Source organism: Streptomyces johnsoniae, assembly GCF_031845565.1.
Lineage (GTDB): Bacteria > Actinomycetota > Actinomycetes > Streptomycetales > Streptomycetaceae > Streptomyces > Streptomyces johnsoniae.
In genome coordinates this window covers 402,532-423,325 of record NZ_JAVREV010000001.1, presented here as the reverse complement: position 1 = coordinate 423,325, position 20,794 = coordinate 402,532, and the positions used below count along the sequence as shown (strand labels likewise).

Below are 20,794 nucleotides of genomic sequence, written 5' to 3'. Positions count from 1 at the left end.
TTTGTCTTGCCGCTGCGAGAGAACAACTGGCACGCTTATTCGAGGACTTGACGGGCACCACAGACGCCCGCCGCCGGTCGGGGGGAGGGCGGGACGTGGAACGCGCCTCGAAAGTGACAACGTGGTCCGGTGTGGCGGCATCTGCCGTGGCACTATTGGCTTTCTTCGGTATCGAAAACTACGAGGAGCTTCGGCAGGCGGTCACCGAACAGGCTGCGGATTCAAAGCTTGAGGCGTACCAGGCAGTCAACGCGGGTGACTGCCTCCGAAACTGGGCGACGGGGCAGAACACCTGGGCCGCCGAGGTGCCGCAGGTCATCGCCTGCGGCGCTGACGGCGCCGCGCTGTGGGTCTCGCACGTCGCGGACGCGACCAGTGGTTGCCCGTCCGACGGAGGCCGGTACCACCTCTCGTACACGAGTGACGAGGGCGAGACCGTGGCGCTGTGCATCACGCGTCAGTTCGAGGTCGGGCAGTGCCTCCTGGGTTCGCAGGACGGCAGCGTCAACCTCTGGAGCTGGGTGGACTGCAGGGCCGGCGTGCCGGCGCCGTACAACCAGGTGTATTCCATCACCGGCGTCTACGCGGCTCCGGCGCATCCCACCTCGGACGACTGCGACCGCACGCCGAGCGACGGGTCCAGGTATACCTATTGGTTGGTCGATGACGAGACCGTGCTCCTCTGCGCCGTCGCGTACTCCGACTGAGAGTTCTGAGCCCGGTCTTCGTCACCGTCATTCATGTAGTCATCGGCATGAAGCCATCGCACGGCCACATCCGGTCGCCTTCGCGAGAGTGCCGGGAATCCGCTGCGATCCTGTTCCGCTTCAACCCCGGCTAGGGCCTGTTGCGAAAGTGGATCTTGAGCTGTGATGATCATGGTGTGGCGCGAGGGGACCTGACGGACCGGCAGTGGGCTCGACTGGAGCCGCTGCTACCAGCGGGGAAGAAGTCGGGGCGGCCACGGACGTGGACGCGTCGGCAGTTGATCGACGGGATACGGTGGCGGACCCGGGCGGGCACGCCCTGGCGGGACGTCCCCGAGCGGTATGGCCCATGGGACCGGGTCTACGACCTGTTCCGCTGCTGGCAGCGCGACGGCACATGGAAGCGGATCCTGGAACAACTGCAGGTCCAAGCCGATGCGCAGGGCCTGATCACCTGGGACGTGAGTGTGGACTCGACCGTCTGCCGTGCCCACCAGCACGCCGCCGGCGCGCGCAAAAGGGGGAGCTGCAGCGCGAGCCGCCCGGTGGGGTCGACACCGAGCCGGACGATCACGGGCTCGGACGTTCCCGTGGTGGCCTGACGACGAAGATCCACCTCGTGACCGAGCAGGAGCAGAAGCCGCTGTCCCTGCTGATCACTGCGGGCCACCGTCACGACAGCCCGCAGTTCCAGCCCATGCTCGAACGCATCCGCGTGCCTCGCACCGGTCCCGGACGCCCGCGCACCACGCCGGACAGGGTCCGTGCCGACGAAGCCTACGGATCCCGCGCGAACCGCTCCTACCTGCGCAGACGCAGGATCGGATGCACCATCCCGGAGAAGGCCGACCAGGTACGCAATCGCAAGAAGCTCGGCTCCCGGGGCGGCCGGCCACCGGCCTTCGACAAGGACGACTACAAGAAACGCCACACGGTGGAGTGCGGGATCAACCGGCTGAAACGGAACCGCGCTGTGGCCACGAGATACGACAAACTTGCCGTCCGATATGAGGCGACCGTGCTGGTCGCAGCCCTTAACGAGTGGCTGTGACCAGCGCTTTCAGGACCGACTCTAGGTGTGGAATGTGGTGGTTGCCTCCAGGGCCGCCCGGCCGGTCGCGACCCGGTTTACCGGCGCATTCTCGTCGGCGTAGCCGAAGGAGATCCCCACGAGCAGCTTCCCCTCGTCCACTCCAAGTTGGTCGCGGACGGTGTCGGCGTAGAAGCTGAGCAGGCCCTGCGGGCAACTGGCCACGCCGTAGCCGGTCATGGCCAGCAGCAGCGTCTGCAGGTAGGCGCCGGCGTCGGCGGCCAGTCGCGGCCCGCCGTCGCCGGTGACGAACAGGAACGCGGCATGGGGCGCCCCGTAGAAGCCCAGGCTCTCCGCGTCGTAGGCCGCGCGAGCCGGGTGGTCGTCGGGGCCGATGCCCAGCACTCCGTACAGACCGGCGCCGAAGGCGGCCCGCCGTTCCTGGTGGACGGGGGCGTACATGTCCTCGGAGTACGGGTAATCGGCCGTGACGCGTCGCTCGGCGTGGGCCGTTCGCAGGGCGCCGGCCAGACGGTCTCGCCGTGCGCCGCCGACCACCTCGACCCGCCACGGCTGCGCGTTGGAATTGGACGGCGCGGCGCCGGCCAGGGAGAACACCCCGCGCAGAGTGTCCTCGGGTACCGGGTCGGGACGGAATGCGCGGGTCGCGCGGCGCCCGCGGATCAGCTGCTCGGCGTACTCCGACGTTCGTGTCCCGCCCGTCCGTGTCCCGCCGGTGGGCGCCTCGCTCGTGCGTGTCCGGGTGAAGACCGGTCCGCTCATGGAACTCTCCTCAGATCGCTGAAGTAAACAGAATCGTTTACCTGAAGTCGCACTATAGCCAGCCGCCCCCTTCGAAGTAAACGAGAGCGTATACTTACGTCATGACCACGATGGCGACGGCGTCTCGACGACAGGGGCGCGGAGGGCGGGAGCGCATCCTGGCCGCCGCGGCCGGACTGTTCGCGGCCCAGGGGATCAACGCGACCGGCATGGAGCAGATCGCGGAACGGGCGCCGGTGTCCAAGCGCACCCTCTACGCGCACTTCAGGACCAAAGACGAGCTGGTCCTCGCCCACCTCAAGGACCTCTCCTCGACGGGGCGCACCCTGGAGGGCGTGCTGGCACGCGAGGACATCCCCGCCAAGGAGCGAATCCTCGCGCTGTTCGACCCGCCCCCGGCCGGCACGGATCCCGTGCGCGGATGCCCGTTCATCGACGCCGCCGTGGAGTTCCCCGACCCGCAGAACGCGGTCCACTCCTACGCCCGCGAGCAGAAACTGCTGATGGTGCGGCTGGTGACCGACCTGGTAGCGGAACTGGGCTGCCGCGAGCCCGCCGTCCTCGCCGAGCAACTCGTGACCCTCGCGGACGGCGCTGCCAGCCGCGCCATGGTGCTGGGCGAGTCGAACTACGGCCGGCACGCGCGGACAGCGGCGGAGATCCTCCTGGGAAACGCGCTGCCAACCACGATCTGACAGGCCCCCACGCCGCGGTCGGGGGTTGACCAGCGCTTGTCGTGTGGTGTCCGCGGTTCGATAGCGGAGTGATTGTGCCCTGTGATGTGGTTATCGGGTCAGGCGGTGCGCAGTGCCTGAAGCAGTTGTGCCAGCGCCGCCTTGGTGTGGTCCAGGTCTTTGGGGTCGGAGGAGGACGCGAGCCACAGAGCGGCCTCGTTCATTGCCCCCGACAGTAGGTGGACCATCGGTGCGACCGGCTGCGGGGTGATGATCCTTGCGTCGATGAGGAAGGACAATGCGTCGGCGAGATGGCGGGCCGAGGCGGCTTCGTCCATCGCCCGCCATTGGCTCCATCCCAGCACGGCAGGCCCGTCGACGAGCATGACCCGTTGGATGTCAGGATCGGTGGTCGCGGTGAGGAACTCCTCGCAGCCGGCGGTCAGCTGGGCCCAGGGGTCATCGTGGGCGTCGGCGGCCGCGGCCACGCGTCGGGCCACTTCCTGCTGCAACTCCTCCAGGACGGCGCGGAAGAGGTCCGCCTTGCCTGTGAAGTGGTGGTACAGCGCGCCCTTGGTCACCCCGGCTGCCTGGACGATCTCCGCCAGGCCCACAGCGCCGTAACCGCTGCCTGAGAACAGGCGCCTGCCCTCCCGCAGCAGCGCCTGCCTGGTCTGCTCCCGCTGCTGTGCCCGGATGCCGTGCTGTCGCATCGCACTCCCCATTGACATACCGCTGGTATGTGAATAGCTTCTTTCGCATACTGATGGTATGCGAAAGGGTTCAGGCATGAAACTGACCGGCTTCTATCCCGTGATCAGCACAGCGAAGCTGCGAGAGTCCCGCGACTTCTACACCCGGCTGCTGGAGTTCGAGACGACGTTCGAGGCCGACTGGTACGTCAGCCTGCGCCGGCCGGGAGATCCCGGGTACGAACTCGCCCTCCTCGACCACACCCACCCGACGCTTCCCGAGGGTCACCGGGTCCCCGCACAGGGCCTGCTGCTCAACTTCGAAGTGGAGGACGTGGACGCGGAATGGGAACGGCTCGTCACCAGCGAAGGGCTGCACCCCGTCCTTGCACTGCGCAGCGAGGACTTCGGGCAAAGGCATTTCATCGTGGCCGATCCCAACGGCGTCCTGATCGACGTGATCACGCCCATCGCCCCCACCGCGGAATACTCCGAGCGGTACGTCACCAGCTGACCCCGAAGGGCGTGTTCGTCTACGGCCTGCCGGACACGCCCTGCTCGTCGGCGACTTGAGGGCTGCGCCGGTGAGGGAAGCCGACGCTGTCCCGCCCGTTCACCGCCCCGAGAGATGGGCCGCTGTCCTCTTATGCCCGTGTGCTCCGCCGTGCCCGTGGAGCTGGCTGCTTCCGAGCGCCACCGGCTCACGAAGATGGCTTACGGCCACAAGACCCCACACCAGGCACGCCAGCGCGCGACGATCGTGCTCCTGGCCGCGCGAGGCCGCGGCAACGCCTGGATCGCCGCCGAAACCCACCTGCCCGTGGACGCAGTGCGCCGCTGGCGCGGCCGATTCGCGGCCGCGCCGGATGCCCGCCCTTGACGACCGCGAACGGTCGGGGCGGCCACCGACGTTCACCGCGCCGCAGATCGCCGAAGTCAAGGCACTGGCCTGCCGGCTGCCCACCGAGTCCGAAGCCCCGTTCTCCCGCTGGTCATGCCCCGAGCTCGCACGTGAGGCCGTCTTTCGGGCCATCATCGACACGATCTCCGCCCCCACGGTGCGCCGATGGCTCAAGGCCGACGCACTCAAGCCCTGGCAACACCAATCCTGGATCTTCATCCGCGACCCGAACTTCCGCGCCACGGCCAACGAGTCCTGGACCTGTACGCCCGCGTCTTCGACGGCGCCTCGCTCGGCGAAGACGAGTACGTCATCTCTGCGGACGAGAAAACCTCCATCCAAGCCCGCCGTCGCTGCCATCCCACCCTGGCCCCCGGCCGCGGCGGAGCCCTGGCCTACCTGGCCGCCTAGGACATCAACCGGGCCGAAGTCTTCGGCCGCTGTGAACAGACCACAGGCATCGTGCCGTTCATGAAACTGGTCGAGCAGGTGATGATCAGCGAGCCCTGCACCAATGCGGAACGGGTCTTCTTCATCGTCGACAACGGCTCCTCGCGCCGCGGCAAGTCGGCCACCGACCGCCTGGCCGCCAGGTTCCCGAACGCCGTCTTGGGCCACACACCCGCCCACGCCTCCTGGCTGAACCAAATAGAGATCTTCTTCTCCATGTACAGCGCAAGGTCGTCTCACCCCACGACTTAACCGACCTCGACGAAGTCCGGGACCGGCTCCGAGCGTCCGAAGACCGCTACAACGCCACGGCACAGCCGTTCCAGTGCAGATTCACCACCTCCGACCTGGACGATGTACTGGCCAGACTTGATCGACACGCACTCACCGACCGACAGGAAGAATCCTCCACCGCACTCGCAGCATGATCATCCCCCGAAGAACGTCCGGAGCTAACCACTAAGGCTCTTGGGCACCGGGCGCAAGGAGTCGCAGGAGTCCGGAGTGGAGGGCGGCGGTGGCGGCGGTGGTGGGCATGCGGCCCGCTCGGATCTCCTCGCCCGCGGCATGGCCGAGCGCGATCACGGCCGCCACCTGCCAGGAGAGGGCGGGTTCCGGGTCGAAGTCCCCTGCGTCACGGCCGCGTTGGAGTACGCGCGCGATGCGGTCGGCGATCGGCTCGTGGCGGGAGCGGCCCTCTTCGGGCGGCGTCGGGCGACCCCCGAGCCGGATGAGGGCCGGATACTCCTCGGAGACGCGCCAGGCGGCGTCGAGAAGACGGAGCAGCGCCTCCGGGGCCGGGCCCTCCTCGGCCCCCGCAGCGTCCATCTCCCGCGTCACCCTTTCCGTCATGTGGTCGACGACTGCTGTGAGCAAGTCGTCCCGCGAGGGGAAGTGGGCGTAGACGGTCTGGCGGGTGACCCCGGCTGCGGCCGCGACCGCAGCCATGCCCGCGTCAGGGCGTTCGCCGAGGAGTTGGATGGCCGCGTCGAGGACGGCGGTACGGCTGCGTTCGGCGTCGGCACGGCGCCGCGGAGGAGAATTCAACTCTTACACCTTGTCAAAGCTGTCGGGTCCTCTATATCTTACGGGATGTAAGAGTTAGTGGAGTGGTGCCGCACGGGCCGCTTCCCGTCGCCGCGCCTGGACTGGAGCAGCATGAAGCCACTGGCACACAGCACCCCCGAGCAGTTCATCACCGATTTCTTCTCCACGTTCCACGAGGAAGTCGTGCAGGGCGACCACGTGGCCCGCTTCTACACACCCGACATCGTCATAATCAGCGACGGCATACGACTCGACTGGGACAAGCTCCTCGCCCACATCCATCCCGTACGCAAGAACCTGGCCGAGGACGACGAGGCCCGCTTCGAGGTACACGAGGCCATTGCGGACCGCGACTGGATCGCGGTACGGCTCACGATCCACGCCGCGATGCGCAAGAAGCGGGTCTCCACGGAGACCATGTCCTTCTGCACCTTCACTTCGGACGGCCGGATGCGCCGGTCCCACGGCTTCACCCGGCCGGTCACCAACGGCCCGAACGTCAGGGAAGCCCCGAGGTCGCAGGAGGGGGCATGAGCGAGGCCACATACATCTCCACGTACGAGGTCATCGGCATGGCCTGCCGCAGTTGCGCCGCCACGGTCACCGAGGAGGTCGAACTCGTCGACGGGGTCACCTCGGTGACCGTCGACGTCGCGAGCGGCTCGATGACAGTGACCAGTGAGAGGGAATCCGACCCGATAGCTGTGCGTGCCGCAGTAGAGGAAGCGGGCTACGAACTCACCACGCCCCAAGGACTGTCCGTCGGGTCATCAACGCAGCCATAGCCGAATCGATGCGAGAGTGACCGTGCCGAGGAAGACGTACGCTCTCTTGTCGTACCAAGTTGCCACAGCGCGGGCGTCCTTGAGCGAACTGAAGGTCCGCTCGACTTCATTCCTGCGGGCGTAGTGTGCTCGGTCGAGGCCGGTGGGCCGCCCGCCCCGGCTGCCGCGGCGCTCGCGGTTGGCTCGTTGGTCCCGGCGTTCAGGCCGCCCTCACTCACCAGATGGGTCTTCGTCGTGAGCCCTGCGCGTGAGCGGCCAACCGCTTCGTCGGGGCGATGCCCGACGGACCGGCGGTGCCGTCCCGGTATTCGGGCCGGCCGGTGGTGGGCTCCGGCGGCGTGCTGGTGCACGCGACACACGGTGGAGTCCACGCTCACCACACTCCAGTCGATCCGGCCTTCCGCATACGCGTCGGCCTGGACGGCGCGAAGGATCTGCTCCCATGTGCCGTCCGCCGACCATCGCCGGTGCCGATCATGAACCGTCTTCGACTTCCCGAACCGCGCGGGCAGATCCCGCCAGGGAACGCCAGTCCTCAGCTGGAAGAGCGTGCCATTGATGCCGGTATGGCTCCAGCCGAGCCCACTCTTGATCAGACAGGCCGCCACGCCCCATACCGGACCGAACGACCCGTCGACGTGCCCGTCACACGACCTACCGGACACGCGTTAACTCGGGTGTGCCCGAGGTGCTGCTCAAGATTTACGCGAAGTGCGTCGACGGTCAGGAAACGCAAATGAACGAGCGGATCATGAAGGGCCTCGGGGAGGAGGGAGGGGCGGGGAACGACGCGCCTGGCCCGCAGATGGCCCGTGACTGACGCTGTGAGGCCCCGGGTTCCCCGGGGCCTTCGGCGTACCCGGGAACCGCCTGTGACCTGCTGCGGAGAGGTCCCATTACGTCGTCATTACGTGATCACTGACATGAGGCTGAAAGACCCCGGACGCAGCAAGTCTGCTGGTCGCGGGGTCTGTTGGCACCTCACAGTGGGTGCCCCCGGCAGGATTCGAACCTGCGCACACGGCTCCGGAGGCCGTTGCTCTATCCCCTGAGCTACGGGGGCTGGTGTCGTCTCTGTGGCGACGGGAAGGACTCTATCAGCTTGGTGGCGGTGGTCCGCACCGGTGTTTTCCGTACGGGGGTGCGGGGGGCGCTACTCCCGGGTACAACTTCGGGGAAAGGCCGGACGCCGGGTGGGGAAGGCGCTTACCCTGGGTGGGTGCCAGGCGCTTCAGGCCGGGTCCTCGTCGTCGACGACAGCCAGGTCATCCGGCAGTTGATCAAGGTGAACCTCGAACTTGACGGGTTCGAGGTCATGACCGCATCCGACGGTGCCGAGTGTCTGGAGACGGTGCACCGCTTCTGTCCGGATGTGATCACGCTCGACCTGGCCATGCCGCGGATGGACGGGATGCGGACCGTCGGGCGGTTGCGGGTGGACCCGCGGACCGCGGATATTCCGCTGGTGCTTGTGTCCGCGAGCGCGGGGCCCGAGGCGCCGGCGGGGATCGACGCGCTGCTGGCCAAGCCGTTCGAGCCGGCCGAGCTGGTCGGCGTCGTGCGCAGGCTGTGCGACGAGGGGCGGCGGGCGGGGCCCGTCCGGCAGGTAAAACGGCTGGCGGAGCGGCGCCCGGCCTCTCGTACGCTTGCTCCGTGACTCCTGACCGGCTCTCCCGGGCCGTGCTCCGCTCCGCGCGCGAGCTCGGCTTCGTCGACGTGCCCGAGCGTGCCGGGCTGCGGCCGCGCGGGGCGCGGGAGTGGGGGACTGGGATCGCCATGCGGCTGGCCGGGCCGGCCGGGATGACGGGGGCCGAGGCCGCCGCGCGGCTGCGCGAGCGGCTGGTGGCGCAGGCGGGGGTGCGGGACGTCGAGGTCGTCGGGGGCGGTTTCCTCAACATCAGGCTGGCCGAGGGGGCCGATGCCGAGCTGCTGCGCGAGCTGCTCGCCCGCCCCCGGCCGGCCGCGCTGCCCGAGGACCCCGCGCGCGACGCCGAACGGTGGGCCGCCGCGGGCGGCGCGGGGGGCGCGCTGCTCGTGCAGCGCGACGAGAACCCGCTGTTCCGGGTCAGGTACGCGCACGCCCGCAGCCGCGCGCTGGAGCGCGGGGCGCGGGCGCTCGGCGTGTCGCCGGAGCCGGGCGCCGCGGCGCTGGAGACGGCGCAGGAGCGGGCGTTGCTCGCCGCGCTGGGGGAGCAGGTGTGGTCCGCGGGGCGCCTGGTGCGCGTCGCCGACGCCTTCCTCGAGACCGAACGGGCCAGGTCGGCGCTGCCCGTCGGCGACGAGAAACCCGGGGCCGCCCACCGCGCCCGGCTGGCTCTCGCCCAGGCTGCCGGAGCGGTGCTGGCCGGCGGCCTGCTCCGGCTGGGCATCAGTGCGCCCGACCACGTGTGAACAGATAGAGGACTTCCGACATGAGCCGTTCCGCCCACCCCGCCGGGCCCCGTCACGCCGACGTGCTGCCCGAGGGGCACTACGCCGCGCCGCCCACCGATCTCAATGCGCTGGACCCGCGCGTCTGGGCCCGTTCCGTCACGCGGGGGGACGACGGCGTCGTCCGCGTCGCGGGCGTGAGCGCCGAGGCGCTCGCCGAGTCGTTCGGCACGCCGGCGTACGTGCTGGACGAGTCCGACTTCCGCGCGCGCTGCCGCGCCTGGCGGGAGGCGTTCGGGCCGGATGCCGATGTGTTCTACGCGGGAAAGGCCTTTCTCTCGCGCGCCGTTGTGCGCTGGTTGTGCGAGGAGGGGCTGAACGTCGACGTCTGCTCGGGCGGTGAGCTGGCGACGGCGCTGGCGGGCGGGATGCCCGCGGAACGTATCGCGCTGCACGGCAACAACAAGTCGGCGGCCGAGATCCGGCGGGCCGTCGAGGCGGGTGTGGGGCGGATCGTGCTGGATTCGTTCGAGGAGATCGAACGGGTCGCCCGGGCCGCGGAGCGCCACGGCGCGCGGCAGCGCGTGCAGATCCGGGTCACGGTGGGAGTCGAGGCGCACACCCACGAGTTCATCGCCACCGCGCACGAGGACCAGAAGTTCGGGCTCGGGCTCGCGGACGGCACGGCCGCGGAGGCGGTGCGCCGGGTGCTGGCGCGGCCGAGTCTGGAACTGGTCGGCCTGCACAGCCACATCGGCTCGCAGATCTTCGACATGGCCGGCTTCGAGGTCTCGGCGCGTCGCGTCGTGGGGCTGCTGAGCGCGGTGCGGGACGAGCACGGGGTCGAGCTGCCGGAGATCGACCTCGGCGGCGGCCTGGGCATCGCGTACACGCCCCAGGACGATCCGCGCGAGCCGCACGAGATCGGCAAGGCGCTGGGCGAGATCGTGACGAAGGAGTGCGAGGCGGCCGGGCTCGCGGTGCCGCGCCTGTCGGTGGAGCCGGGGCGGGCGATCGTCGGGCCGAGCGCGTTCACGCTGTACGAGGTGGGGACGGTCAAGCCGCTCGAAGGGCTGCGCACGTACGTCAGCGTCGACGGCGGCATGTCGGACAACATCCGCACGGCGCTGTACGACGCGGAGTACTCGGTCGTGCTCGCCTCGCGGGTCTCCCAGGAGCCGCCGATGCTGGCCCGCGTGGTCGGCAAGCACTGCGAGAGCGGGGACATCGTCGTCCGCGACGCGTACCTGCCGGCCGACGTGCGGCCCGGCGACCTGCTGGCCGTGCCCGCCACGGGGGCCTACTGCCGGTCGATGGCGAGCAATTACAACCACACGCCGCGTCCGCCCGTGGTCGCGGTGACGGATGGCGCGGCGCGGGAGATCGTGCGGCGGGAGACCGAGGAGGACCTGCTCGCCCTGGACATCGGCTGACGCCCGGGCGCCCCGGGGCAGCGGCTCGTCCGCATACTGAACGCCCGGCGGGGGTTTCCCCGCCGGTGCGTGAGACTGAAGGTTCACGAGAACGGAAAGGCGAGGTCGAATGGTGCGCACTCGTCCGCTGAAGGTGGCGCTGCTCGGCTGCGGCGTGGTCGGCACGCAGGTGGCCCGCCTGATGACGACGCACGCGGACGACCTCGCCGCCCGCATCGGGGCGCCGGTCGAGCTGGCCGGGGTGGCCGTGCGCCGCCTGGGGAAGGACCGCGAGGGCGTGCCGCCCGAGCTGGTGACGACGGACGCGGCGGGTCTGGTGGCGCGCGGCGACATCGACGTCGTCCTGGAGCTGATCGGCGGCATCGAGCCGGCCCGCACGCTGATCAACTCGGCGTTCGAGCACGGCGCGAGCGTCGTCACGGCGAACAAGGCGCTGCTGGCCCAGGAGGGGCCCGCGCTGCACGCGGCGGCGGAGAAACATGCGGCCGACCTGTACTTCGAGGCGTCCGTGGCCGGGGCGATCCCGCTGCTGCGCCCGCTGCGCGAGTCGCTCGCGGGCGACAAGGTGAACCGCGTGCTCGGCATCGTCAACGGCACGACCAACTTCATCCTCGACCGCATGGAGTCGACCGGCGCCGGGTATGGCGAGGCGCTTCAGGAGGCGTCGGCGCTCGGCTACGCCGAGGCCGATCCGACGGCGGACGTGGAGGGCTTCGACGCGGCGGCCAAGGCGGCGATCCTGGCCGGGATCGCGTTCCACAGCCGGGTGGGCCTGGACGACGTGCACCGCGAGGGCATCACGGAGATCACCGCGGCCGACGTGGCGGGCGCGCGGCAGATGGGATGCACGGTGAAGCTGCTGGCCATTTGCGAACGGGCCGAGGACGGACGTTCCGTGACCGCTCGCGTGCACCCGGCGATGATCCCGCTCAGTCATCCGCTGGCGGGCGTGCGCGAGGCGTACAACGCGGTGTTCGTGGAGGCGGAGGCGGCCGGCCGGCTGATGTTCTACGGCCCGGGGGCGGGCGGTGTGCCGACCGCGTCGGCGGTGCTCGGCGACCTGGTGGCCGCCTGCCGCAACAAGCGGGGCGGCGGGCTGGGGCCGGGGGAGTCGGCGTACGCGCGGCTGCCGGTGAGCCCGATGGGCGAGGTGGTCACCCGCTACCACATCAGCCTGGACGTCGCGGACAAGCCGGGTGTGCTGGCGCAGTGCGCGATGGTGTTCGCCGATCACGGGGTGTCGATCGACACGGTCCGGCAGACCGGCAAGGACGGCGAGGCGAAGCTCGTCGTGGTCACGCACCGGGCGTCGGACGCGGCGCTCGGCGCAACGGTCGAGGCATTGCGCAGACTGGATACCGTGCACGGTGTCGCGAGCACCATGCGGGTCGAGGGTGAGTAGCCGGGCCGGGCGTGCCGCTCCTCGCCTGGGATGTCCGTCCTCCGGGGGCGGAGAAATGAACAGAAGGGCCTGACTTACGTCATGGACGCACCAGCCATGTCCGCCGCCGCTGCCGGCGGCCGCACCAGCTCCCAGTGGCGCGGGGTGATCGAGGAGTACCGCGACCGCCTCCCGGTCACGTCCCGCACGCCCGTGGTGACGCTGCGCGAGGGCGGGACGCCGCTCGTGCCTGCCGTGGTGCTTTCCGAACGTACCGGGTGTGACGTTTATCTCAAGGTCGAGGGCGCGAATCCGACCGGTTCGTTCAAGGACCGGGGCATGACGATGGCGATGTCGCGGGCGAAGGAGGAGGGGGCGCAGGCCGTCATCTGCGCCTCGACCGGCAACACCTCGGCGTCCGCCGCGGCCTACGCGGTGCGGGCGGGGATGGTGTGCGCCGTTCTCGTTCCGCAGGGCAAGATCGCGCTGGGCAAGATGGGACAGGCGCTCGTGCACGGCGCGCGCATCCTCCAGGTGGAGGGAAACTTCGACGACTGCCTGACGCTGGCCAGGGACCTGGCGGAGAAGTACCCGGTGGCGCTGGTCAATTCGGTCAATCCGGTGCGTATCGAGGGGCAGAAGACCGCGGCGTTCGAGATCGTCGACATGCTCGGCGACGCCCCCGACATCCACGTGCTGCCGGTGGGCAACGCGGGGAACATCACGGCGTACTGGAAGGGCTACCGTGAGTACGCGGCGGACGGCATCGCCTCTCGCACGCCCCGGATGTGGGGCTACCAGGCGTCGGGCGCGGCGCCCATCGTGCGCGGCGAGCCGGTGAAGGACCCCACGACGATCGCGACCGCCATCCGCATCGGCAACCCGGCCTCCTGGACGCTCGCGGAGCAGGCGAGGGACGAGTCGGGCGGACGCGTCGACGAGGTGACCGACCGTCAGATCCTCGCGGCCTACCGGCTGTTGGCGGCCCGTGAGGGAGTGTTCGTGGAGCCGGCCTCCGCCGCGTCCGTGGCCGGGCTGCTGAAGGCGGCGGAGAACGGCGATGTCGACCCGGGGCAGCGCATCGTGTGCACGGTGACGGGCAACGGGCTGAAGGACCCGGACTGGGCGGTCTCCGGAGCGCCGCAGCCGGTGACGGTGCCGGTGGACGCGGACGCGGCGGCGGCCCGCCTGGACCTGGTCCGGTGACGCGGCGCGGGCGGGGCGGCGCGCGCGGGGGCGGGCGCCGCGGGCGACACCTGCCCGCCCTGTATCGCGTCTGAACCTTCCTTCGATAGGCTGGTATTCGTCCCGGAGTGGTGTACTGCCCGCTGTTACGTCCACGAGCCAGGGCGCGCGTCGCTTTCGGCGGCGCCACCCGCCCGGCGGGGACATGCCGCACATCTCACCAAGGAGAGTCATCGAGCGATGGCCCATCCCGCCTTCCGCGCCGCCGCTGTACGGGTCCGCACGCCCGCGACCAGCGCCAATCTCGGGCCCGGCTTCGATGCGCTCGGGCTGGCGCTCGGCCTGTACGACGACGTCGTGGTCCGGGTGTCGGACTCGGGGCTGCATCTGGACATCGCGGGTGAGGGCGCGGACTCGGTGCCGCGGGACGAGCGCAATCTGCTCGTTCGCACGCTGCGCACGGCGTTCGACGCGCTCGGCGGGCAGCCCAGGGGCCTGGAGATCGTGTGTGCGAACCGGATTCCGCACGGGCGCGGCCTCGGCTCCTCCTCCGCGGCGATCTGCGCCGGTCTCGTGGCGGCCCGCGCGGTGACCACCGGCGGGGAGGGCAAGCTCGACGACGCCGCGCTGCTGGAGCTGGCCGCGGAGATCGAGGGCCACCCGGACAACGTCGCGGCCTGCCTGCTGGGCGGGTTCACGCTGGCGTGGGGCGAGAGCGGTGCGGTGCGGGCGATCCGGATGGACCCCGCGCAGACGGTCGTTCCCGTGGTATTCGTGCCGGCCACGCCGCTGGCGACGGAGACGGCGCGGGGGCTGCTGCCGCAGCACGTTCCGCATGTCGACGCGGCGGCCAACGCGGGCCGGGCGGCACTGCTGATCGAGGCGCTGACCAGGCGCCCCGAGCTGCTGCTCCCGGCCACGGAGGACCGGCTGCACCAGGACTACCGGGCGCCAGCGATGCCCGAGAGCATGGATCTCGTCGGCCGCCTGCGGGCGGACGGCGTCCCCGCGGTCATCTCGGGGGCGGGCCCGACGGTGCTCGCGCTCGCGGAGGACGGGGAGGCCGACAAGGTCGCCCGGCTGGCCGGAGACGGCTGGACGGCGAATCGACTGGCTCTGGACACGGCGGGAACGTGCGTCCTGCCGCTCGCCGGGGCTGGTCAGTGACCCGCGCAGCCCGTCCGCCCGGGCGGGTCGCGGGGGCGCGGATGGAAGAGGGAGAGGGGGAATGAAGGCAGGGTCCGGTAGTGTTAACCTCAAGTCTGCACGTACCGCCACAGTCGGTTTCGTGCGGAATTCCGGGGTCCCATGGTTGGGGACCACCCCACTTTCTTCCGGGAGCCTCCACTCATCTGCCTGAGCAGCCTGCCTGGCAGGGACGAGCACGCTCCGGAACGGTGCGAGACGGTTTCTTGATGATCCTCCCCGCACCACACCGTGAATTTGATCTTCCGCCGCAAGTGAGCAGGCGGGATTACCGCACCGGCCGGCCCACCGCACGGGGCCGCAGCCGGACAGCACGACCGGTCGCCGAGCCAGACAGGCCGACGTCCGCTCCAGGGAAGGACCCTTCGTGAGCGACACCACCGATCTGATGGGCGTGAGTGCCGACACCGCCGACAAGACTGCCGGTGCTGCCACCGCGTCCGCCACGGACGCTCCTGCCGCCCCCGCCGCGACGCGGCGCCGGCGCTCGGGTACCGGCCTCGACGGCATGGTTCTCGCCGAGTTGCAGCAGGTTGCCTCCGGGCTGGGGATCAGGGGCACCGCGCGGATGCGCAAGAGCCAGCTGATCGAGGTCATCAAGGAGAAGCAGGCCACCGGCGCCGGAAGCCCGGGAGCGGCGAACGCGGACGGCGCGTCGGCCGAGTCCGCCTCCACGGAGAAGCCGAAGCGGCGCGCGACCTCGCGCACCAGGACCGGCGAGTCCGCCGCGGCCGCCGCACAGCAGCAGATCGAGATTCCGGGCCAGGGCGCCGACGCCAAGTCCGCGCCCGCCGCCGCGAACGACACGGGCGAGAAGGGCCAGGAGAAGGTTCAGGAGAAGGCCGCGGACAAGGGCGGCGACAAGGACCGCGGCGACAAGGACCGCGATGCCGGGGGCGAGGCCCCGAGGACCGAGGGCCAGGAGCGCCAGGGCAAGCGCGACCGCGACCGGCGGGGCGGCAAGAACGCGGGCGGCCAGGGCCAGTCGGGCAAGAACGACGGCCAGGGCCCGTCCGGCAAGGACGGCGGCCGGGGCGGCCGTGAGGGCCGCGACGGCAACCGGGACGGCCGGGACAGCCGTGAGGGCCGTGAGGGCCGGGACAACAACCGCGACAACAACCGGGACAACCGCGACAGCCGCGGCGGCAACCGCGACAACCGCGATAACCGTGACAACGCGGACGACGACTTCGAGGGCGGGCGCCGGGGCCGCCGCGGCCGCTACCGCGACCGCCGCGGGCGGCGCGGGCGCGACGAGGTCAGCGAGCCGCAGATCGCCGAGGACGACGTCCTGATCCCGGTCGCGGGCATCCTCGACATCCTCGACAACTACGCGTTCGTCCGCACGTCCGGCTACCTGCCGGGGCCGAACGACGTGTACGTCTCGCTCGCCCAGGTCCGCAAGAACGGCCTGCGCAAGGGCGACCACGTCACCGGGGCGGTCCGCCAGCCGCGCGACGGCGAGCGGCGCGAGAAGTTCAACGCGCTGGTCCGTCTCGACTCGGTCAACGGCATGGCCGCCGAATCCGGGCGCGGGCGCGCCGAGTTCAACAAGCTGACGCCGCTGTACCCGCAGGAGCGGCTGCGTCTCGAAAGCGACCCGGGCGCGTTGACTACGCGCATCATCGACCTGGTCTCGCCCATCGGCAAGGGCCAGCGCGGGCTGATCGTGGCGCCGCCCAAGACCGGCAAGACCATGATCATGCAGGCGGTGGCCAACGCCATCACCCGCAACAACCCCGAGTGCCACCTGATGGTCGTCCTCGTCGACGAGCGGCCGGAAGAGGTCACCGACATGCAGCGCTCGGTGAAGGGCGAGGTCATCTCCTCGACCTTCGACCGGCCGGCGGAGGACCACACCACGGTCGCCGAGCTGGCCATCGAGCGCGCCAAGCGGCTGGTGGAGCTGGGCCACGACGTGGTCGTGCTGCTCGACTCCATCACGCGCCTCGGCCGCGCCTACAACCTGGCGGCCCCGGCGTCCGGCCGGATTCTGTCCGGCGGTGTCGACTCGGCGGCGCTGTACCCGCCGAAGAAGTTCTTCGGCGCGGCCCGCAACATCGAGGACGGCGGCTCCCTGACGATCCTCGCCACCGCGCTGGTCGAGACCGGCTCCCGGATGGACGAGGTGATCTTCGAGGAGTTCAAGGGCACCGGCAACATGGAGCTGAAGCTGGACCGGAAGCTCGCGGACAAGCGCATCTTCCCGGCCGTGGACGTGGACGCGTCCGGCACCAGGAAGGAGGAGATCCTGATGGGCAGCGACGAGCTGGCGATCGTCTGGAAGCTCCGCCGGGTGCTGCACGCCCTGGACCAGCAGCAGGCCATCGAGCTGCTGCTGGACAAGATGAAGCAGACCAAGTCGAACGCCGAGTTCCTGCTCCAGATCCAGAAGACGACCCCGGCCCCCGGCAACGGGGACTGACCGGTCCCTCGCGCGCACGGCGGCGGCCCCCACCCGGCAGGGTGCGGGGCCGCCGCCGTCTCCGCCGGGAGGCATCACCCTCGCCAAGGGGGCACAATGGGTGAATGGGCACCCAACCGGACGATGAAGGGCGGGCCGGGCGGCCCCGTCGTCCGCGGATGGCGCGCCGCGGCCCCGGGAGGCGGCGGCTGCTGCGCGCCGTCGTGATCGGCCTGGCGGCGGTCGTCCTGCTGACGGGCGCCGGGCTCACCGCCCTGTACGTGAAGCTCGACGGCAATCTGTCGCAGGTCGACATCGACTCCGCGCTCGGACCCGACCGGCCGCGGGACACCCCGGGCGGCTCGATGGACATCCTCGTCCTCGGCTCGGACTCCAGGGCCGGGACGAACGGCGACTTCGGCGGCCCGGACGCCCAGGACGGCGCCCGCAGCGACACCGCGATGATCGTCCACGTGAACGAGGCGCACGACGCGGCCACCGTCGTCTCCATCCCGCGCGACACCCTCGTGGACCGACCGCGGTGCGAGCGGGGCGACGGTTCGACCGAGCCCGCGGCGGACCGTTCGATGTTCAACGAGGCGTACACGGTGGGCGGTCCGGCCTGCACCGTCAAGACGGTCGAGTCCATGACCGGGCTGCGCATGGACCACTACCTGGAGGTCGACTTCGACGGCTTCGCCCGGCTGGTCGACACCCTCGGCGGCGTGGAGATCACGACCACACAGGCCATCGACGACGAGGACAGCCACCTGGAGCTGCCGGCGGGCACCCACACCCTCGACGGGCGTGAGTCGCTCGCGCTGGTGCGCACCAGGAAGGCCGTCGGCGACGGCAGCGACCTCAGCCGCATCGAGCTCCAGCAGTCCTTCCTGCGGGCCCTGGCGGACCAGGCGGGGGGCGTGGGGCTGACCAGCCCCAAGCGGCTCTACGACCTTGCCGACGCCGCGACTTCCGCGGTCACCACCGACTCCGGTATCGGCTCGGTGCGGGAGCTGGCGGACCTGGCCGGAACGCTGGAGGGCATCGGCCCGGACGCCATGCAGATGGTCACCCTGCCCGTCGGCACCGACCCGGCCGACCCCAACCGCGTCACGCCGCTCGCCGAGCAGGCCGGGCAGGTGTGGCGGGCGCTGCGCCGCGACGAGCCGGTGCCCGCCTCGGCGGTCGAGGGCTCCGTCTCCGAGGAGAACGGGGACCGTTCCGTCGTCACCGAGGGGTGACGCCCGGTAGTCGCCCGGCGCGGAACGGCGGGTGTACGGACGGGGAACGAGCGGCAGCGGCACCCCGTTTTGTCGGGCACGCTACCTGCTGGCAAACTGGAGCGTCGGCCCCGGTTCACGGCGCGCAGCCCGCGCGTCGACCCGGCGCCCTCCCGAGCTAGGAGACACCGTGAAGCGCGACATTCACCCGGAGTACTACGAGACCCAGGTCAGCTGCACCTGCGGTGCCTCGTTCACCACCCGTAGCACCGTCAGCGAGGGGCGTATCCGCGCCGACATCTGCTCCGAGTGCCACCCGTTCTACACCGGCAAGCAGAAGATCCTCGACACCGGTGGCCGCGTGGCCCGCTTCGAGGCGCGCTTCGGCAAGAACGCCGGGTCCGCCCGCAAGTAGCGACCCCGTCGGCGCCGGGCCGGCGGCCGTTGACGCGCGACGTCACCGGCCCCCGGGCCCGGCGCCTTTCGCGTCCCGCGTCCCCAGCGTTCGCGTCCCCTCCACGTCCCCATTCAGGAGCACAGAAGATGTTCGAGGCGGTCGAGGATCTCGTCGGCGAGCACGCCGACCTCGAACGGCGGCTGGCCGACCCCGCGGTGCACGCCGACCAGGGCACCGCCCGGCGGCTCGGCAAGCGGTACGCCGAGCTGACGCCGATCATCGCGGCCTACCGTTCGTGGAAGCGGCACGGGGAGGACATCGAGACCGCCCGTGAACTGGCTGCCGAGGACCCCGACTTCGCAGCCGAGGTGAAGGACCTCCAGGCCAGGCGCGAGGAGTTGACGGACGAGCTGCGGCTGCTGCTCGTCCCCCGTGACCCCAGCGACGACAAGGACGTGATCCTGGAGATCAAGGCGGGCGAGGGCGGCGACGAGTCGGCCCTGTTCGCCGGCGACCTGCTGCGGATGTACCTGCGGTACGCCGAGCGCGTCGGCTGGCGCACGGAGATCATCGACGGGAACGAGTCGGACCTCGGCGGCTACAAGGACGTCTCCGTCGCCGTGAAGGCCAGGGGCACCCCGGAGCCGGGACAGGGCGTGTGGGCCCGGCTGAAGTACGAGGGCGGCGTGCACCGCGTGCAGCGCGTGCCCGCCACCGAGTCGCAGGGCCGCATCCACACCTCGGCCGCGGGCGTGCTGGTGCTCCCCGAGGCCGAGGACGTCGACGTGGAGATCAGCGCGGCCGACCTGCGCATCGACGTCTACCGCTCCTCCGGCCCCGGCGGCCAGTCCGTCAACACCACCGACTCCGCGGTCCGCATCACCCACCTGCCCACCGGCATCGTCGTCTCCTGCCAGAACGAGAAGAGCCAGCTCCAGAACAAGGAGCAGGCGCTGCGCATCCTGCGCGCCAGGCTGCTGGCCGCCGCGCAGGAGGAGGCGGACCGGGAGGCGTCCGACGCCCGCCGCAGCCAGGTGCGGACCGTGGACCGTTCCGAGCGCGTCCGGACGTACAACTACCCGGAGAACCGGATCTCCGACCACCGTGTCGGCTTCAAGGCGTACAACCTCGACCAGGTGCTCGACGGTGACCTCGACGCGGTCATCCAGGCGTGCGTGGACGCGGATTCGGCCGCCAAGCTGGCGGCGGCAGGGTGACCGTGGGGTGCGTAGGGTGGGCCATGTGACTGCGTCTTCTGTGTCTTCCGGGGCGTCCCGTTCCGTGCTGCTGGCCGAGGTGGCCAGGGCCACCCAGCGGCTGGCCGACGCCGGGGTGCCCTCGCCGCGTTTCGACGCCGAGGAGCTGGCGGCGTTCGTGCACGGCACCGAGCGGTCCAGGCTGCACACCGTTCCCGACGCCGAGTTCGACGCCCGTTACTGGGAAGCGGTGGCGCGCCGCGAGGCGCGCGAGCCGCTCCAGCACATCACCGGGCGCGCGTTCTTCCGGTATCTGGAGCTCCAGGTGGGGCCGGGTGTCTTCGTGCCGCGCCCCGAGACGGAGTCGGTCGTCGGCTGGGCGATAGACGCGGTCCGGGCGATGGACGTCGCCGAGCCGCTGATCGTCGACCTGTGCACGGGCTCGGGCGCCATCGCGCTCGCCCTGGCGCAGGAGGTGCCCCGCTCCCGGGTGCACGCCGTGGAGCTGGACTTCACGGCTTGTGAGTGGGCCAGGAAGAACGTGGAGGGCAGCCGCGTCGTCCTGCACCAGGGAGACGCGCGTGCCGCGCTGCCCGAGCTGGGCGGCCAGGTCGACCTGGTCATCTCCAACCCGCCGTACATCCCGCTGACCGAGTGGGAGTACGTGGCGCCGGAGGCGCGGGACCACGACCCGCAGCTCGCGCTGTTCTCCGGCGAGGACGGCCTGGACGTCATCCGCGGTCTGGAACGGGCCGCGCACCGGCTGCTGCGGCCCGGCGGCATGGTGGTCATCGAGCACGCCGACACCCAAGGCGGGCAGGTGCCCTGGATCTTCACCGAGGACCGCGGCTGGGCCGATGCCGCGGACCACCCGGACCTCAACAACCGGCCCCGATTCGCCACCGCCCGCCGCGTCGCGCGGTAGCCGGGGCA

General features: G+C 70.7%; 23 protein-coding genes, 1 tRNA gene and 1 pseudogene. 20 read left to right on the top strand and 5 right to left on the bottom strand.

Annotated features, from left to right (window positions below):
* Positions 1–95 precede the first annotated feature (95 nt).
* Positions 96–707, top strand: coding sequence for an LppU/SCO3897 family protein (locus tag RM779_RS01960; protein WP_311615072.1), 612 nt, complete (start codon positions 96–98; stop codon positions 705–707).
* Positions 708–883: 176 nt separating this feature from the next.
* Positions 884–1,758, top strand: a protein-coding gene (locus RM779_RS01955; protein WP_311615070.1) for an IS5 family transposase whose coding sequence is annotated in 2 segments (ribosomal slippage) — positions 884–1,234 and positions 1,237–1,758 — 873 coding nt in all. Because the reading frame shifts where the segments join, the coding sequence is not laid out codon by codon here.
* A gap of 21 nt (positions 1,759–1,779) precedes the next feature.
* Here RM779_RS01955 and RM779_RS01950 read toward each other — a convergent pair.
* Complete coding sequence (locus RM779_RS01950) at positions 1,780–2,520, bottom strand: nitroreductase (protein ID WP_311615068.1); 741 nt, start codon at positions 2,518–2,520, stop codon at positions 1,780–1,782.
* 101 nt (positions 2,521–2,621) lie between these two features.
* Here RM779_RS01950 and RM779_RS01945 point away from each other — a divergent pair, with 101 nt between their 5' ends.
* Positions 2,622–3,215, top strand: coding sequence for a TetR/AcrR family transcriptional regulator (locus tag RM779_RS01945; protein ID WP_311615066.1), 594 nt, complete (start codon positions 2,622–2,624; stop codon positions 3,213–3,215).
* A gap of 98 nt (positions 3,216–3,313) precedes the next feature.
* On the opposite strand, the gene RM779_RS01940 is transcribed toward RM779_RS01945, so the two are convergent.
* Positions 3,314–3,907 carry a TetR/AcrR family transcriptional regulator gene (locus tag RM779_RS01940; protein ID WP_311615064.1) on the bottom strand — a complete coding sequence of 198 codons (594 nt, stop codon included), beginning with the start codon at positions 3,905–3,907 and terminating at the stop codon, positions 3,314–3,316.
* Between the two features lie 76 nt (positions 3,908–3,983).
* Here RM779_RS01940 and RM779_RS01935 point away from each other — a divergent pair, with 76 nt between their 5' ends.
* The 4 genes from RM779_RS01935 to RM779_RS01920 all read left to right on the top strand — a co-directional run bounded on the left by RM779_RS01935 (position 3,984) and on the right by RM779_RS01920 (position 5,489).
* Positions 3,984–4,400, top strand: coding sequence for a VOC family protein (locus RM779_RS01935; protein ID WP_311615464.1), 417 nt, complete (start codon positions 3,984–3,986; stop codon positions 4,398–4,400).
* Positions 4,401–4,550: 150 nt separating this feature from the next.
* Positions 4,551–4,766 (top strand): helix-turn-helix domain-containing protein, encoded by a 216-nt coding sequence (locus RM779_RS01930; protein WP_311615062.1) that lies wholly within the window; start codon positions 4,551–4,553, stop codon positions 4,764–4,766.
* Positions 4,753–5,262, top strand: coding sequence for a helix-turn-helix domain-containing protein (locus tag RM779_RS01925; protein WP_311615060.1), 510 nt, complete (start codon positions 4,753–4,755; stop codon positions 5,260–5,262). The genes RM779_RS01930 and RM779_RS01925 overlap by 14 nt, the downstream gene beginning before the upstream one ends.
* Complete coding sequence (locus RM779_RS01920; protein ID WP_449657293.1) at positions 5,202–5,489, top strand: transposase; 288 nt, start codon at positions 5,202–5,204, stop codon at positions 5,487–5,489. The genes RM779_RS01925 and RM779_RS01920 overlap by 61 nt, the downstream gene beginning before the upstream one ends.
* A gap of 207 nt (positions 5,490–5,696) precedes the next feature.
* On the opposite strand, the gene RM779_RS01915 is transcribed toward RM779_RS01920, so the two are convergent.
* On the bottom strand, positions 5,697–6,284 hold the full coding sequence (locus tag RM779_RS01915; RefSeq protein WP_311615058.1) for a TetR/AcrR family transcriptional regulator: 588 nt from the start codon (positions 6,282–6,284) through the stop codon (positions 5,697–5,699).
* 111 nt (positions 6,285–6,395) lie between these two features.
* Between RM779_RS01915 and RM779_RS01910 the strand changes: the two genes are divergently transcribed.
* Positions 6,396–6,818, top strand: coding sequence for a nuclear transport factor 2 family protein (locus RM779_RS01910; RefSeq protein ID WP_311615056.1), 423 nt, complete (start codon positions 6,396–6,398; stop codon positions 6,816–6,818).
* On the top strand, positions 6,815–7,069 hold the full coding sequence (locus RM779_RS01905) for a heavy-metal-associated domain-containing protein (protein WP_311615054.1): 255 nt from the start codon (positions 6,815–6,817) through the stop codon (positions 7,067–7,069). The genes RM779_RS01910 and RM779_RS01905 overlap by 4 nt, the downstream gene beginning before the upstream one ends.
* Here RM779_RS01905 and RM779_RS01900 read toward each other — a convergent pair.
* Together RM779_RS01900 and RM779_RS01895 are read right to left on the bottom strand one after the other, a co-directional pair.
* Positions 7,055–7,684: pseudogene (locus RM779_RS01900) on the bottom strand (IS5 family transposase). The gene RM779_RS01905 and the pseudogene RM779_RS01900 overlap by 15 nt on opposite strands.
* Positions 7,685–8,060: 376 nt before the next feature.
* A tRNA-Arg gene (locus RM779_RS01895) sits at positions 8,061–8,132 on the bottom strand.
* Between the two features lie 156 nt (positions 8,133–8,288).
* Here RM779_RS01895 and RM779_RS01890 point away from each other — a divergent pair.
* The 11 genes from RM779_RS01890 (at position 8,289) to prmC (ending at position 20,786) form a co-directional block, all read left to right on the top strand.
* Positions 8,289–8,726: a response regulator gene (locus tag RM779_RS01890; RefSeq protein WP_311615052.1), complete on the top strand. Its 438-nt coding sequence runs from the start codon at positions 8,289–8,291 to the stop codon at positions 8,724–8,726.
* Positions 8,723–9,460: a hypothetical protein gene (locus RM779_RS01885; protein ID WP_311615051.1), complete on the top strand. Its 738-nt coding sequence runs from the start codon at positions 8,723–8,725 to the stop codon at positions 9,458–9,460. The genes RM779_RS01890 and RM779_RS01885 overlap by 4 nt, the downstream gene beginning before the upstream one ends.
* A gap of 20 nt (positions 9,461–9,480) precedes the next feature.
* The gene (lysA, locus tag RM779_RS01880) at positions 9,481–10,872 is read left to right on the top strand and encodes a diaminopimelate decarboxylase (RefSeq protein WP_311615049.1); all 1,392 of its coding nucleotides are present in this window, start codon (positions 9,481–9,483) and stop codon (positions 10,870–10,872) included.
* Between the two features lie 109 nt (positions 10,873–10,981).
* A complete protein-coding gene (locus RM779_RS01875; RefSeq protein WP_311615047.1) occupies positions 10,982–12,274 on the top strand; it encodes a homoserine dehydrogenase in 1,293 nt (430 codons plus the stop codon).
* An 81-nt stretch (positions 12,275–12,355) separates the two neighbouring features.
* Complete coding sequence (gene thrC, locus RM779_RS01870; protein ID WP_253194598.1) at positions 12,356–13,459, top strand: threonine synthase; 1,104 nt, start codon at positions 12,356–12,358, stop codon at positions 13,457–13,459.
* 219 nt (positions 13,460–13,678) lie between these two features.
* Entirely contained in the window at positions 13,679–14,605 is a 927-nt protein-coding gene (gene thrB, locus RM779_RS01865) for a homoserine kinase (protein ID WP_311615045.1), read from the top strand.
* 406 nt (positions 14,606–15,011) lie between these two features.
* Entirely contained in the window at positions 15,012–17,069 is a 2,058-nt protein-coding gene (rho, locus tag RM779_RS01860; protein WP_311615043.1) for a transcription termination factor Rho, read from the top strand.
* A 104-nt stretch (positions 17,070–17,173) separates the two neighbouring features.
* A complete protein-coding gene (locus RM779_RS01855; RefSeq protein ID WP_394813198.1) occupies positions 17,174–18,289 on the top strand; it encodes an LCP family protein in 1,116 nt (371 codons plus the stop codon).
* A gap of 169 nt (positions 18,290–18,458) precedes the next feature.
* Positions 18,459–18,683 carry a 50S ribosomal protein L31 gene (gene rpmE / locus RM779_RS01850; protein ID WP_077058820.1) on the top strand — a complete coding sequence of 75 codons (225 nt, stop codon included), beginning with the start codon at positions 18,459–18,461 and terminating at the stop codon, positions 18,681–18,683.
* 128 nt (positions 18,684–18,811) lie between these two features.
* The gene (prfA, locus tag RM779_RS01845; protein ID WP_311615041.1) at positions 18,812–19,882 is read left to right on the top strand and encodes a peptide chain release factor 1; all 1,071 of its coding nucleotides are present in this window, start codon (positions 18,812–18,814) and stop codon (positions 19,880–19,882) included.
* Between the two features lie 25 nt (positions 19,883–19,907).
* On the top strand, positions 19,908–20,786 hold the full coding sequence (prmC, locus tag RM779_RS01840) for a peptide chain release factor N(5)-glutamine methyltransferase (protein WP_253194596.1): 879 nt from the start codon (positions 19,908–19,910) through the stop codon (positions 20,784–20,786).
* Positions 20,787–20,794: the final 8 nt, after the last annotated feature.

What these genes read in the sequence shown, in the direction of transcription:
- RM779_RS01950 (WP_311615068.1), bottom strand. Translation starts at nt 2,520, where the DNA reads ATGAGCGGACCGGTCTTCACCCGGACACGCACGAGCGAGGCGCCCACC.
- RM779_RS01945 (WP_311615066.1), top strand. Translation starts at nt 2,622, where the DNA reads ATGACCACGATGGCGACGGCGTCTCGACGACAGGGGCGCGGAGGGCGG.
- RM779_RS01940 (WP_311615064.1), bottom strand. Translation starts at nt 3,907, where the DNA reads ATGCGACAGCACGGCATCCGGGCACAGCAGCGGGAGCAGACCAGGCAG.
- RM779_RS01935 (WP_311615464.1), top strand. Translation starts at nt 3,984, where the DNA reads ATGAAACTGACCGGCTTCTATCCCGTGATCAGCACAGCGAAGCTGCGA.
- RM779_RS01925 (WP_311615060.1), top strand. Translation starts at nt 4,753, where the DNA reads ATGCCCGCCCTTGACGACCGCGAACGGTCGGGGCGGCCACCGACGTTC.
- RM779_RS01910 (WP_311615056.1), top strand. Translation starts at nt 6,396, where the DNA reads ATGAAGCCACTGGCACACAGCACCCCCGAGCAGTTCATCACCGATTTC.
- RM779_RS01905 (WP_311615054.1), top strand. Translation starts at nt 6,815, where the DNA reads ATGAGCGAGGCCACATACATCTCCACGTACGAGGTCATCGGCATGGCC.
- lysA (WP_311615049.1), top strand. Translation starts at nt 9,481, where the DNA reads ATGAGCCGTTCCGCCCACCCCGCCGGGCCCCGTCACGCCGACGTGCTG.
- RM779_RS01875 (WP_311615047.1), top strand. Translation starts at nt 10,982, where the DNA reads ATGGTGCGCACTCGTCCGCTGAAGGTGGCGCTGCTCGGCTGCGGCGTG.
- thrC (WP_253194598.1), top strand. Translation starts at nt 12,356, where the DNA reads ATGGACGCACCAGCCATGTCCGCCGCCGCTGCCGGCGGCCGCACCAGC.
- thrB (WP_311615045.1), top strand. Translation starts at nt 13,679, where the DNA reads ATGGCCCATCCCGCCTTCCGCGCCGCCGCTGTACGGGTCCGCACGCCC.
- RM779_RS01855 (WP_394813198.1), top strand. Translation starts at nt 17,174, where the DNA reads ATGGGCACCCAACCGGACGATGAAGGGCGGGCCGGGCGGCCCCGTCGT.
- prfA (WP_311615041.1), top strand. Translation starts at nt 18,812, where the DNA reads ATGTTCGAGGCGGTCGAGGATCTCGTCGGCGAGCACGCCGACCTCGAA.